This is a genomic window from Bacillus sp. CCB-MMP212 (assembly GCF_022748145.1).
GTDB classification, from domain to species: Bacteria; Bacillota; Bacilli; order Bacillales; family Bacillaceae_G; genus Bacillus_A; species Bacillus_A cereus.
Map to the genome: position 1 here is coordinate 315008 of NZ_JALDQE010000003.1, position 13274 is coordinate 328281.

The window sequence follows — 13274 nt, forward strand, 5'->3', positions numbered from 1 at the left end:
AATATGAAATAGGGAGAGGAAAATGGCTGTGAAGAAATTGTTAAGCGTCTTTTTATCATTCTTGCTATTGCTTTCATTTACTGGAACTTTAGCGCAAGCAGAAGAAACTGCTTCTATGTCAGTAGAAAAAGCAATTCAAGTATTTAAGCAGCAAGGGAAAACGAAGGGGATTGTGGAAGGATATATTGTTGGATATACGCAAAGTTCTTCTAAATATACGAAGGATCCAGCTAAGTTTGATGATACAAACGTAGCAATTGCAGATTCGCCAAACGAAACGAATCCAGACAAAATCATGCCCGTTCAGTTGCCAAAAGGTGATGTGAGAACGGCAGTGAATGTAAAAGATCACCCTGAAAATATCGGGAAGAAAGTTAGTTTGACTGGGACTCTTGAATTATATTTTAGTAACCCAGGTCTAAAATCAGTAACAGCTTATAAGTTTCAAGGTGAAGGACAAAACCGTGTTAGCGATGTAGTAGCTTCACCGAACGGCGGAGAAGTTGCTAAAGGAACAGCGGTAACGTTAACGACGAATACAGAAGGGGCAACAATCTACTATACGTTAGATGGCTCTAATCCTACTAATAAAAGCGTTCGTTATAATGGACAAATTATAGTGAATGAAAATAGTGTAGTGAAAGCAATCGCAGAAAAAGAAGGACTTACTTCTTCAGCAATTTCGACATTTTCATTTATTATCGTAAATAATGAACAGGTTCGTATTCATGACATTCAAGGAAAATCACATATGTCTCCTTACAACAGGAAGAAAGTAAACAATGTGGAAGGCGTTGTCACAGCGCTTGATAAAAACGGCTTTTATATAGAAGATAATCAGCCGGATAATGATCCAGCTACTTCAGAAGGTATTTACGTATATAAAAAAGATGCGAATGTAGCAGTAGGAGATCTTATTCAAGTTGATGGAGTAGTAGAAGAATATGTTGGACCAGGATATGCAGAGCGATTTGAAACAGACTTAACGACGACAGAAATTAAGGCGAGTCGCGTTGCTGTAATCGCAAAAAATCAAACTTTGCCAGCACCGATTGTACTTGGAGAAAACGGTGTGAAAATCCCGGACCAGATTATTGATAATGATGCATTTGGTTTATTTGATCCAAATGAAGATGCAATCGACTTCTATGAAAGTATAGAAGGTATGCGTGTTACGATGCCAACACCAAAAATTATTACACCTCAGAAAAACGGGAATTTATATGTAACAGTAAAAAATGGTGGAGATAAAATAGTAACACAATATGGGACACCTCTATTAGATGAAAATCAATTAAACCCAGAGCGTCTTTCTGTAAAAGTACTTCGCGATTATGTAGCAAAAGTAGGAGATACTTTCACTGGAGATATAACAGGGGTAGTAGGATATGATTACGGTTCTTTCCGTATTTCGCCAATAACAGAACTGCCAGCTGTAGTGGATGGTGGATTTAAGCAAGTAGGCGCAAATATTCAGCCACGTCTTGATAAGTTAACGGTTGCTACATATAACATTGAAAACTTCTCAGCGAATAAAAAAGAAACAACAGATGAAAAGGTAAAAGCGTTAGCGTATTCTATTAAATACAACTTAAAAATGCCAGATATTATCGGTGTAGAGGAAATGCAAGATAATAACGGATCAATTAATGACGGTACAACAGATGCGTCATTAAGCGCAAAACGTATCATTGATGCAGTCCTAGAAATTCGTGGACCGAAGTACGAGTATGTAGAAATCGCTCCAAACAATAATCAAGACGGAGGAGCACCTGGAGCGAATATTCGCGTCGGCTTCTTCTATAATCCATCACGCGTGAAATTAGCGACGGTACCAAAGTTACTTGATAAAAATGTTGTTCGTATTGGAGACGAAAATCCATTATTTGAAAGTACCCGTAAACCGTTAGCGGCAGAATTTACGTTCCAAGGACAAAACATTGTTGTCGTTGCAAATCACTTAAACTCAAAACTAGGAGATGCAACGCCATTTGGAAAAGTGCAGCCGCTCGTATTAAAAAGTGAAGACAAACGAATTCAGTTAGCACAAGAAGTAAATCATTTCGTGCAAGGAATTCAGAAAAAGAATACGAATGCACCAGTTGTCGTGTTAGGTGATATGAACGATTTCGAGTTCTCTAAACCACTAAAAGCACTAGAGGGAACAATCTTAAAAGATATGTTAAACGCAGTGCCAAAAGAGAATCGTTACACTTACATTCACGAAGGAAATGCACAAGTGTTAGATCATATTTTAGTAACAAACAATATCGCACCGCACACAATTGTAGATCCAGTGCACTTAAACTCAAACATAATGAAAGAGCACGGACGTGTAAGCGACCATGACCCAGTACTTGCTCAAATTGATTTGAAGAAAGCTTCTTAAAGAAAGGAACGCTTAGGTGACTAAGCGTTCTTTTTTTTCATTGTTATAGAATAGTATAAAGAGATGATTCCTTTTTTTGTAATCTAATGATAAAATTGATTGAATATTTAGTTTTTTAAAGGGGGACATCAATGCAGTTACAAATAAATGGAAAGTTAATGAATCAGCTTGCAATTTTTTTTAGTACGATCGTCATGCTTCAGTTTGTAGCTGATGTAACAGGACTTACAAGCAATCTAGATATTACGTATAACTTAATTAATATAACAGCTTCTTATATAACATTTAGTTTGGCGGTTATTTTCACTTTAATAGGTGCAAGAAGAGAATTAAGTAAATATGCAATTGTTTCATTATGTTTAGTAGTAGCGATTAAAGCGATTTATTTTGTAGCGGTTGTTATTTTATGGGGATTGGCTGGTACACCGTAAGTGAATAGTAAATAAAACCCTAATTTCCAATATAGTAAGGAAATTAGGGTTTTATTATACTTGAAACGCCTTTCTACACCGCTCTCTTCTTTGCAACCTTCTTCTATATTTTTTTCTATCACGTTTTACTCCTTGTATATACATGATTAAGCTAACGAGGAGGAAGAAGGTACATTGTATTGTCAAAATATATGGCGACATGCCATGCAGCGGCTGCCTTGGATCATATAAATGAATAGGTGCTCCGCCTATTGTAGGGAGTACCGTATTTAGCAGGACGTAAGGAATAGAGGTAGTTGCAAATGGAAATAGAAGCGCCATATAGTCCTTTTGGGACCATGCAGATGCAGCAAGTCCTAAAAGAGCCATCAAACCTGCAAATAAAAAATTAATTCCGATATATACAGCAATGTAAGTGATGGGAGAAGTTTCATATAAGTTTGCGAACATCCCGTTATCATTTATAATGCCTGAACCAGCCGTTGGTACTCCGTCTGGAATGGTTAATTTGCAAAATAATAATGATAAGATGAATGGAAATGTATAAAGAAGTCCGCCGCAAAAAAATGTAACGATATATTTCGTTACTGAATAAGAAAATAAAGAAATTTCTTTACTGACAAACGGTTTAAAACCATCGGACTTATCCGAGTTATAACTTGTACTAAAGGGAAGACTCGCAATAACTGGCATTAATAATAAATAAACATCCATCTCATTACCACGAAATCCAATCCATTTAATATCCGTCGATATAGGTCCATTCGCAGCGTCTCCTAAATAACGAATTACATAATAATAATGATAAATACAAATAAGAACAAATCCACTGAACATAATAATTAAAGAAACACGATTACAAAAAGCTTGCTTTATATTTAAACGAAGCGCACGCATCATGACTGAAAAAGCCTCCACTATTTTGATAAACTTGTCTATTTTCTATATTACTATTAATTGTAAAGATTTTCTTGTTTTTTTATTTGATTATTTGAAAAAGAGGAATTTTGTTGTTGTGAAGTAAGGTTTAGCTGAAATTAATTTTTCTAAAATATGGTTGACAATTAAGTATTACATTTGTAATCTTAATTGTAGATTACAAATGTAATACTTAGGAGTGAAACATACGATGACAAATCAATTACCTAAAATATCTGAAGCGGAATTAGAAATTATGAAAGTACTTTGGTCGAATTCTCCACAAACAGCGAATGAAATTATAGAAGAACTGGAAGATGCAATGGACTGGAAACCGAAAACAATCCGCACATTAATTAATCGATTAGTACAAAAGGAAGCCGTTTCTTACCATCAAGATAAAGGGCGAATGTATGCTTATTATCCGTTAGTATCACAAGATAATTATTTGCAAGTGGAAACGAAATCTTTACTAAAGCGTTTTTGCGGTGCAGCGTTTAAACCGTTACTTGTTAATTTTTTAAAAGAGGAAAAATTGTCTTCAGAAGATATTAATGAATTAAAACGCATTTTAGATGAGAAGACAGAGGAGAATAAGAGGAAGGATCGATAAAAATGATAAACACGCTTATAAATGTACACCTTCCTCATTTTTTTGATTGGCTTATAGAAACGTCACTTATGGCCAGCATATTAGTTGGATTTATTTTATGTATAAAAGTTCTATTTAGAAATAAATTAACACCCCGGTGGCAATATATGCTGTGGATCGTATTAATGATAAGACTCCTTTTACCGTGGTCGCCAGATAGCTCTTATAGCATTTACTCATTACTTTCTTATAGTTCTAGCGTATCGGAAGTTATTCCAAAAAATATGCCGGCTACTGAGAATATAGTGAACATAGAAAGCGATCGAAAAGTGGAATTGGAATCAAATTCTGAAACTGTGACAAAAAATAGTGAACCTGAAGTGAACGCGAGTTCGGAACAACAGACTACATTGTCTTTATACAAAATTGCTTTGTATGTTTGGCTAGCTGGGGTAATCGTATTAGCAGCCATCACGTTTCTTACAAATAGACGTTTATATTCTTACATAAAGAAACAACCGGATATTACGGATGAACAGGCCATTACAGTGTTTAATCGCTGTAAGCAATCTATGAAAACGAAGAAGGCAGTTTCGTTACGTCTAGCGGGAAAGATTGCAAGTCCAACTGTGTTTAGTTTCTTCCGCCCAAAAGTATTACTATCAAAAAAACATATGAAAGTATTAAATGAGCAACAATTACAATATGTCTTTTACCATGAGTTAGCTCATATTAAAAGAAACGACGTAGCTGTAAATTGGATTATGTACAGTTTAATCCTATTAAATTGGTTCAATCCAATTCTTTGGTATGCCTATTTTTGTATGCGAGAAGATCAAGAATTAGCCTGTGATGCATATGCACTTACTTTTATTGATAAAGAGGAGCAAGTTGCATACGGTCATACAATTATTACCCTTTTAGAACATTATTCCTATCAAGTACCAAGCCTAGCAAATTTAAGTAGAAATAAACGAACACTAAAAAGGAGAATCGTTATGATTAAAAAATTCCAAAAGAAATCGTATCGTCTTTCTTTACTTGGGATTATTGCGATAGCAGCTATAGCAGGCGGATTTTTATTAAATGCAAAGATAACTGAGGGAGATGAAAGACAGGAAGAAAAGGTTGTAGAAAAAAAGCAATCTAAAGCAGCTTTTGAAAAAGCGATAGAAACAGTATTAGGTACACCAGAGAATGCAAGTAGAGAATGGGGTATGTCAATAAAGTCATATAAAAGGGATACAGATTTTTTGTATTTGGCAGAAAAGAATTTTACAAAAGAAGAATTTGAGCAGTATGTTCAATTATTTAAAGAAGCTAAAGAAATTCATAAAAAAGCAATGGTTAATAAAAAAGTACCTGAGAATTATGATAGAGATACAAAGGAATTTAAACGTGAACGTTTGAATAAAGCTGATCAAGAAAGATTAGCTAGTATTGAGAAGAAATTAGTTCCACTTTCGGAAAGGGTGGAGAAGTCTTTAACGTATACTATAGAAGAAGCGAAAGAACATGTACCGTATCAAATTAAGCAGCCGACTTATATACCTGAAGGTTATGAATTAAAGAGGGAATGGGCTGACTCATATTTTGGAAGAGATGTAGAATTAGTTGTTAAATCAGAATATACAAATGGAAAATATGGTTTTACAATTTACCAATCAAGGATTTATGCAGGTGGTAATAAGGATCCACTTCACTACATGATGCCTGGAGAAGAGAATCTAGAAAGTTATAATTTAGACGGGAAAGGAATGGTCTATAATAAATCTTCTCATGGAGAGGGTAAGTTAAAAGGGCTCAAAATGTTTGTACCAGAACACGGAAAGAATAGTGAGTATCAGATTGTCATAGTGAATGATATTTTTACAAGAGATACAAAGATATACGAAGAGATAATCGATGATGAGCTAACTAAGAAAGAAATGGAGAAAATATTACTTTCTATGTCAAAATAATAGACAGTGTTCTTAAAACTTTGGTTTTAAGAACACTGTCTATTTTATTAAGTTTCTAGTGGGATCTAGTCAGCAATTATTTACGAATATATTCTAGCTTTCCATACAAGTATACTTTTTGATAAACTATGGACAGTATGATATAACTTGACTGAAATTTTTTTATACTGGAAATAATAAAAAGAGAACTTGTATAGAATGTAAGCGTGTGGTAATATCAAAGATGTACTGATTGACTATATTATCCAATTGGTCATTTTTGGAGGTGACAATGTGGCGATAGATCGAAAACGTTCTATTATTGAAGCTGCAACAAAGTCTTTTTCAGCGTTCGGTTATAAAGCAACAACGATGGATCAAGTAGCGAAGTTAGCGAATGTAGGAAAAGGAACGATTTATACTTTTTTCAAAAATAAAGAAGAGCTATTTGGTGAAATTATTTCTAATTTAATTACAGAAATGAAGCAAGTTGCAGAAAGTGCAATTCGTTCAGATGTTTCATTTTTTGAAAATGTACATAGAGCATTATATAGCATCTTGGAATTTAGAAAAGAACATCAGCTTATGATTAAATTAATTCAAGAAGAGCGCGATATGGGAACGAAAGAAGTACAAGAAGTTATGCAACAAGTTGATGTGGAAATCGTTTCTGTTATTCAATCGTATTTAAAGATTGCGATTGAAAAAGGTGAAATTAGCAAATGTGATCCAGAAATTACAGCATTTATTATGCTTCGTCTATATGTATCGCTTATTTTTGATTGGGAAAAAAATCATGAACCGCTAGAAAAAGAAAAAATTGCAGAGTTATTTGAACTTTATTTACTAAAAGGATTGTCAAACTAAGATAATCCTTTTAATTTTATAAAAAAATGACCGAATGAACAATGTGGTCATATATTTAAGTTAAGGGGGGATATAGAAAAAATATAATCATAATGAGAAAAAGTTGCATAGTAATAAATTCGGGGATAAGGCATATGTATGAACAAGTATAGCCTTTTTGTTTGGGTAAAAATGACTATATGAACATTTTGGTCATTTTATAAAAGGGGGAGAAATTATGAAAGGGAATCAGTTACTTCGGAAAGAGTTCACGGAAATTATAAAAAGTAAAAAAATATTAATTCCAATTATTGCGGTCTTATTCGTACCGATTTTATATGCAGGGATGTTTTTGTGGGCCTTTTGGGATCCGTATAAACAGTTAGATGACTTACCAGTTGCAGTAGTCAATTTAGATAAAGGCGCAGTATTTGATGGGAAACCAATTGAGGTCGGAAAAGGGCTCGTTGATAATTTAAAAGATAATAAAAATTTTAAATGGGAGTTCGTAAGTGAAAAAGAAGCAAAGAAAGGAATGGAAGGTAGAAAGTATTACATGTTAGTGCGCATTCCAGATGACTTCTCAAGTAACGCTACAACGTTACTAAAAGACAATCCAAAGCCATTAAACTTAGAGTACATTCCAAACGAAAGTTTAAACTTCTTATCTTCACAAATTGGAGGAACAGCCATTGAAAAAATTAAAGGTGAAGTAGCAAGTACGTTAACGAAAACATATGCAGAGAAAATGTTTGATTCCATTCAAGACGTCTCAAAAGGATTAGCAGATGGGGCGGAAGGAGCAAATAAACTACACGACGGATCAAGTGAGCTGCATGATGGTTCAAGTAAAGTGACGGATGGCCTTCATACACTTCAAGGGAAATCTGGGGAGATGAAGGATGGAGTTCAGAAATTAGCAGATGGATCTAATAAATTAGTAGATGGATCAGGCAAAGTAACAAATGGTTTAAATACGTTAAATAGCAAAACAGGTGAAATGCAGATAGGTATTGGGAAATTAGTAGATGGGTCAGGCAAAGTAACAGATGGTTTACACGTATTAAATAGCAATGCAGGTATCGGAAAATTAGTAGATGGATCAGGCAAAGTAACAGATGGTTTACATGTATTAAATAGCAATGCAGGTATTGGGAAACTAGTAGATGGATCAGGCAAAGTAACAGATGGTTTACATGCATTAAATAGTAATACAGGTATCGGGAAATTAGTAGACGGCTCGGGCAAAGTAACAGATGGTTTAAATACGTTAAATAGTAAAACGGGTGAATTGCGTGATGGATCTGAGAAAGTGACCGGTGGCTTGAACAAATTAGTAAGTAAATCCGATGAATTAAAAACAGGAACAACTGACCTATCAAATGGTATGGGAAAACTTGTTGAAGGGCAAAGTCAATTAGAAAAAGGGTCTCGAGAAATTCAAAAGGGATTGCAAGATTTAAATAGTAACGTACAAAAGTCTGCTGCAGGCTTAGAGGAAATGCAGTCGAAAGTTCCTTCTATATTGAGTACAGTAAATGAGAAAATAGATGGAGCTGGGGCGAATGTAAATCAGTTAAATGAACTTACACAATCAACAGCAGGAGATGCTAAAAAAGCAGCGCAAGAGGTAGCGAATTTACAAAAGCAAATTGAAAGTTTACCAAAAGAATATCAAGAGCAGTTACAACCATTCATAACAAGTGCTGTAAAAAGTACAGCGACAGTTCAGCAAAAAGCTGCCGGAGTAGCAGGTGGAACAAATAAATTAAATGAAGAAGTAAAACAAGTAAAAGTCGAAATACATCAAACAACAAATGGATTGCAAAACAAATTACCAAACCCAGCAGGGATAAAAACTCTGGCAGGTGGTATTGAGAAACTAACGAACGCACAAAATGAATTTGTTAGTAAGTTTCATGGATTTGGTGAGGGATTAGATAATGCAAAAATAGGTGCCGATAAATTAAAAGATGGATCAGTTCAATTAATTGATGGAGTAACGCAACTCCAAAGCGGATCTGGAAAAGTGACAGCAGGATTAGGCCAATTATCTGCAGGAGTAAATCAATTAGCAGATGGATCTGGTCAAGTAACAGACGGTTTAGGAACATTATCTGTAGGAGTATCCAAATTAGCAGATGGATCTGGTCAAGTAACAGGCGGTTTAGGAACATTATCTGTAGGCGTAACGAAATTAGCGGATGGTTCGGGTCAAGTAACAGGTGGTTTAGGAACATTATCTGTAGGAGTATCCAAATTAGCAGATGGTTCGGGTCAAGTAACAGATGGTTTAGGGACATTATCTGTAGGAGCAAACCAAATGGCAGGTGGCGTAAATCAATTAGCAGATGGATCTGGTCAAGTAACAACGGGCTTAGGTACTCTAAATGGTGGCCTAAATCAAATGTCAAATGGCTCAACCCAGCTAATCGACGGCGTAAATAAACTAGCAGATGGCTCAGGAAAAGTAACAGATGGTCTCGTAAAAGTAAACGATGGTTCAGGTGAACTTGCTGAGAAACTTGGGGAAGGGGCAGAGAAAACTGGGGAAGTAAAAGGGACAGATAAAACGTATGATATGTTTGCAAGTCCTGTAAAAGTGAAGACAGAGAAAATGGCGGAAGTTCCTAACTACGGAACTGGATTTACGCCGTATTTCTTATCACTCGGTTTATTCGTTGGGGCTCTACTATTATCAATCGTATACCCATTACGTGATACAGTAGGCGTTCCAAAATCAGGATTTAGCTGGTTTATTAGTAAGTTCGGTGTTTTATTATCAGTCGGTATTATTCAAGCAATAGTAGCAGATGTCATATTACTGTTCGGATTGGGTGTAGAAGTACAAAGCATTCCATACTTCATACTCTTTAGCATCATTACAAGTTTAGCGTTTATCGCATTAATTCAATGTTTAGTAACAGCTTTTGGTGATGCAGGTCGTTTTATCGCCATCATTACATTAATTATGCAGCTTACAACAAGTGCTGGAACATTCCCGTTAGAGTTGATTCCGAAGTTTTTACAACCATTTCATGCTTGGTTACCGATGACATACTCTGTATCAGGATTTAAAGCAGTCGTATCAAGTGGAGACTTTAACTTCATGTGGCAAAACATAGGAATGCTCATGATCTTTATCGTTGTATTATCACTTGGAACAATCGCCTCCTTAACTTTGATGCACAAACGAAAATTTAAAAATGTGGTTGAAAATCAATCGGTTGAAGCGTAAAAAAAAGCACCTTTTTGGTGCTTTTTTATTTTAATAGAGGGCATTTTTTCCTTAGTTCATCTATAAATCTTTCTAAAAGCTATAGAAACGAAAGAAAAGGAATTACAACAATTTACAGAGAAACATAGGGTAGAGGAGTTGATATGATGAGAGGCAATCTTACTTATTATTTTATCGTAAATCCGCTAATCATCTTTCTTGTTTATGCCCTTTCACCTATATTGTTTGATAAAGAAGTATATACAAGTATGAAAGATGCATTTGGAATACTTACGTTCTACTATGTGTTAATGGGTGGATATTACTTTATTGATATTTTAAGTGAAAAGATAAAGAAAAAAAGTGATGGAGGATAAAAAATGACTGAAAGTGAAATGAAATTCCGCGATACGACCATTCGTAACTTTTTCGATAAAGAGGATCGTTTAAAATCGATTCCAGGTCAAAAGAAGAAAAAACTAGTATTGTTGGAGCATTTAATAAGCAAGTTAAATGCTGAAAATCAATATACAGAAAAAGAAATTAATACATTTATAAAACAATATCATGATGATTTTTGTACAATTAGACGTGAATTTATTGTACAGGGGTTTATGGATAGAGAGGATAATATGTACCGTATAAACGGGAGAGAAGTTTGGACGAAGTGGGAGGAGTTAAAATAATGAATCAGCGAGGGGATCCCCGCTGATTATAAGCCTGTGCTAGTCTTGCTGTTTCTTTGTAGTAAGTCTATGAACGCTTCAACATTCGAACTTGTAATGTATCCAAGCGTTATATATTCATCTTCATAGTAAAATATTATTTTTTTGTCAAAGATTCTTCTCTTCGTTTCTACGGATAATATTTTTTCATAATCAAATTCGGCAATGAATGTGTTTTTATATTGGCTAAAAAAGAGAAGTCTTCTATTAGTAGCAAGTAACATGCCAGGATACGGGACTTTATGCGTAATCATATAGCCAGTAAGTGAACATTTTAAAGTAGATAAAACCTTTTCTTCTTTATGTAATAGTTGTTTTGCAGCTGTTAAGATTGGATTCATTGCATACATTCCTTTTATTTTGATGTATGAATATTGTATCAAGAGTAAAAAGATTCTCAATATGTAATATTGCATATTGGACGTTTTATAGTTTTAATATTATTTTTAAAAAGAAAAAGTACGAGGTGATTCAATGATACGGTTAGTAAAAGCGACTGATGCAGAAGCAATTATGAATATTAGAAAAGAAATTATATTATCGGAAACTACTACAAAATTTTTCATAGTATCCCCAAAGAAGTTACCGAATGATAGTAATGCAGAAAGAGAAAAGATACGGAAAAGCAATGAGAAAGGTAATCTTTATATCGTGTATGAAGTAGATAGGAAGGTAGTTGGCTTTTTACTTTTCACCCGATATGAACTAGAACGGTTACAACACGCAGGCACAATGGGAATGGGGATTAAAGAGGCGTATTGTAATCAAGGCATCGGCACGAAATTAATTGAATTTCTTATTAGTTGGGCTAAAGGGCAGAAAGGTTTAGAGAAAATTTGCTTAGGTGTAGTTTCTGTTAATGATCGGGCAATTAAAGTGTACAAACGTATGGGTTTTGTAGAAGAAGGAAGACAAAGAAAGCAAATAAAGTATGAAGATGGATCATATGGAGATGACGTATTGATGGGGTTTTATATTGAATAAAGGATATATGGTATTAAGAAAAGGAATGTACATAACGTAAATTTCTAAAAGTAGTATATTGCCCCTGTATTAACAGACTTTTTCCTATGTATAATATTAATATAGTAAAATCATAACAACCGATATTGCAGTTTCCAATAATATACTATATAATCAATTTAAGAAAACGTTTTCATGCAAAGGGGGAGAATTTCGTGTCGACTATAGAGGACGTGGCGAAATTAGCGGGGTTATCAAGGACAACGGTTTCTAGGGTGATTAATAATCATCCATATGTTTCAGATGAGAAGAAAAAAAGGGTTCAATTAGCAATGAAGCATTTAGGCTTCGTTCCTAATTCTGCGGCGAGAAGGCTTCGTAAACAAAAAACGGAAACAATTGCGGTGCTAGTTCCAAGGATTACAAATCCTTTCTTCAGTAGATTTATTGAAGCAATCGAGATTGCTGCTTCTGAACATAAATATAAACTGATTATTTGTCAAACAAGATATTTACCGGAAAAAGAGATGGAGTATTTACAATTATTATCTACGAAACAAGTAGATGGGATTATTCTATGTTCACTAGAAAATCCGTGGGAAGATGTAGAGCCATACTTACAGCACGGTCCAATCGTGTTGTGTAATGAATATATTGAGGAAGCAAATATTCCAACAGTGAAGTTTGATCATGCGCAAGGAGCATACATAGCTGCGAAGCATGTGTTAGATCAAGGATATCGTAATCTTATTTTTTGCCGTGGTAACGAAACCAAAGTCGTTAGCCAGCAGCGAAAAATGGGCTTTTTACGTGCAATAACTGAGAAGAGCCGCCAAGTAGAAGCGATTGACTTTCTTGAAAACGCTTTCTCTTGGGAAGATGGAAAACGAATATTCCATGAAGTATTAAAGGACAAAAAAAATCCTACCGCGATTTTGGCAGGAGGCGATGAGGTAGCAGCTGGAATTATCTCAGAGGCGAAGCACCATAACTGGAGCATTCCAGATGATCTCGCTGTTATCGGTTTTGATAATCAAATATTATCGCAGATTACAGAACCAGGTATTACGACAATTGAACAGCCAATTGATGAAATGGCCCGAAAAGTTGTCGACCTGATGATGGATAAAATCCATACGAAAAATTATCGAAAAAAAGAATTGTATGAGTTTGAACTGGAGCTCTTGGTGAAAGGTTCAACGATGAAGGATAAGATGTTATTAGCCTAGTAGACTATGTCTGCTAGGTTTTTT

General features: G+C 34.8%; 12 protein-coding genes. 10 read left to right on the top strand and 2 right to left on the bottom strand.

The features are described from left to right. Nucleotides 1–22 precede the first annotated feature (22 nt). Both MRP26_RS10020 and MRP26_RS10025 read left to right on the top strand, forming a co-directional pair. The gene (locus tag MRP26_RS10020; RefSeq protein WP_242806131.1) at nt 23–2389 is read left to right on the top strand and encodes a DUF6359 domain-containing protein; all 2367 of its coding nucleotides are present in this window, start codon (nt 23–25) and stop codon (nt 2387–2389) included. A 131-nt stretch (nt 2390–2520) separates the two neighbouring features. Beyond that, a complete protein-coding gene (locus MRP26_RS10025) occupies nt 2521–2820 on the top strand; it encodes a hypothetical protein (protein ID WP_023521387.1) in 300 nt (99 codons plus the stop codon). Nucleotides 2821–2874: 54 nt separating this feature from the next. Here the strand turns inward: MRP26_RS10025 and MRP26_RS10030 are convergent, their stop codons facing one another. Then, nucleotides 2875–3720, bottom strand: a complete 846-nt coding sequence (locus tag MRP26_RS10030; RefSeq protein WP_053565064.1) for a hypothetical protein — start codon at nt 3718–3720, stop codon at nt 2875–2877. A gap of 229 nt (nt 3721–3949) precedes the next feature. Between MRP26_RS10030 and MRP26_RS10035 the strand changes: the two genes are divergently transcribed. The 6 genes from MRP26_RS10035 (at nt 3950) to MRP26_RS10060 (ending at nt 11019) form a co-directional block, all read left to right on the top strand. Beyond that, a complete protein-coding gene (locus MRP26_RS10035) occupies nt 3950–4351 on the top strand; it encodes a BlaI/MecI/CopY family transcriptional regulator (RefSeq protein WP_000184503.1) in 402 nt (133 codons plus the stop codon). Nucleotides 4352–4353: 2 nt separating this feature from the next. Then, nucleotides 4354–6291 carry a M56 family metallopeptidase gene (locus tag MRP26_RS10040; RefSeq protein WP_197242064.1) on the top strand — a complete coding sequence of 646 codons (1938 nt, stop codon included), beginning with the start codon at nt 4354–4356 and terminating at the stop codon, nt 6289–6291. A 273-nt stretch (nt 6292–6564) separates the two neighbouring features. Further along, nucleotides 6565–7137, top strand: a complete 573-nt coding sequence (locus MRP26_RS10045) for a TetR/AcrR family transcriptional regulator (RefSeq protein ID WP_000963381.1) — start codon at nt 6565–6567, stop codon at nt 7135–7137. 217 nt (nt 7138–7354) lie between these two features. Beyond that, complete coding sequence (locus tag MRP26_RS10050) at nt 7355–10354, top strand: YhgE/Pip domain-containing protein (RefSeq protein ID WP_197242065.1); 3000 nt, start codon at nt 7355–7357, stop codon at nt 10352–10354. A gap of 143 nt (nt 10355–10497) precedes the next feature. After that, entirely contained in the window at nt 10498–10710 is a 213-nt protein-coding gene (locus MRP26_RS10055) for a hypothetical protein (RefSeq protein ID WP_014481972.1), read from the top strand. Between the two features lie 3 nt (nt 10711–10713). Next, on the top strand, nt 10714–11019 hold the full coding sequence (locus MRP26_RS10060) for a DUF2087 domain-containing protein (protein WP_000140289.1): 306 nt from the start codon (nt 10714–10716) through the stop codon (nt 11017–11019). A gap of 26 nt (nt 11020–11045) precedes the next feature. On the opposite strand, the gene MRP26_RS10065 is transcribed toward MRP26_RS10060, so the two are convergent. Then, nucleotides 11046–11399: a PH domain-containing protein gene (locus tag MRP26_RS10065; RefSeq protein WP_053565061.1), complete on the bottom strand. Its 354-nt coding sequence runs from the start codon at nt 11397–11399 to the stop codon at nt 11046–11048. 133 nt (nt 11400–11532) lie between these two features. Here MRP26_RS10065 and MRP26_RS10070 point away from each other — a divergent pair, with 133 nt between their 5' ends. Beyond that, complete coding sequence (locus MRP26_RS10070; protein WP_242806132.1) at nt 11533–12042, top strand: GNAT family N-acetyltransferase; 510 nt, start codon at nt 11533–11535, stop codon at nt 12040–12042. Between the two features lie 194 nt (nt 12043–12236). After that, complete coding sequence (locus tag MRP26_RS10075; RefSeq protein WP_064532838.1) at nt 12237–13250, top strand: LacI family DNA-binding transcriptional regulator; 1014 nt, start codon at nt 12237–12239, stop codon at nt 13248–13250. Nucleotides 13251–13274 lie beyond the last annotated feature (24 nt).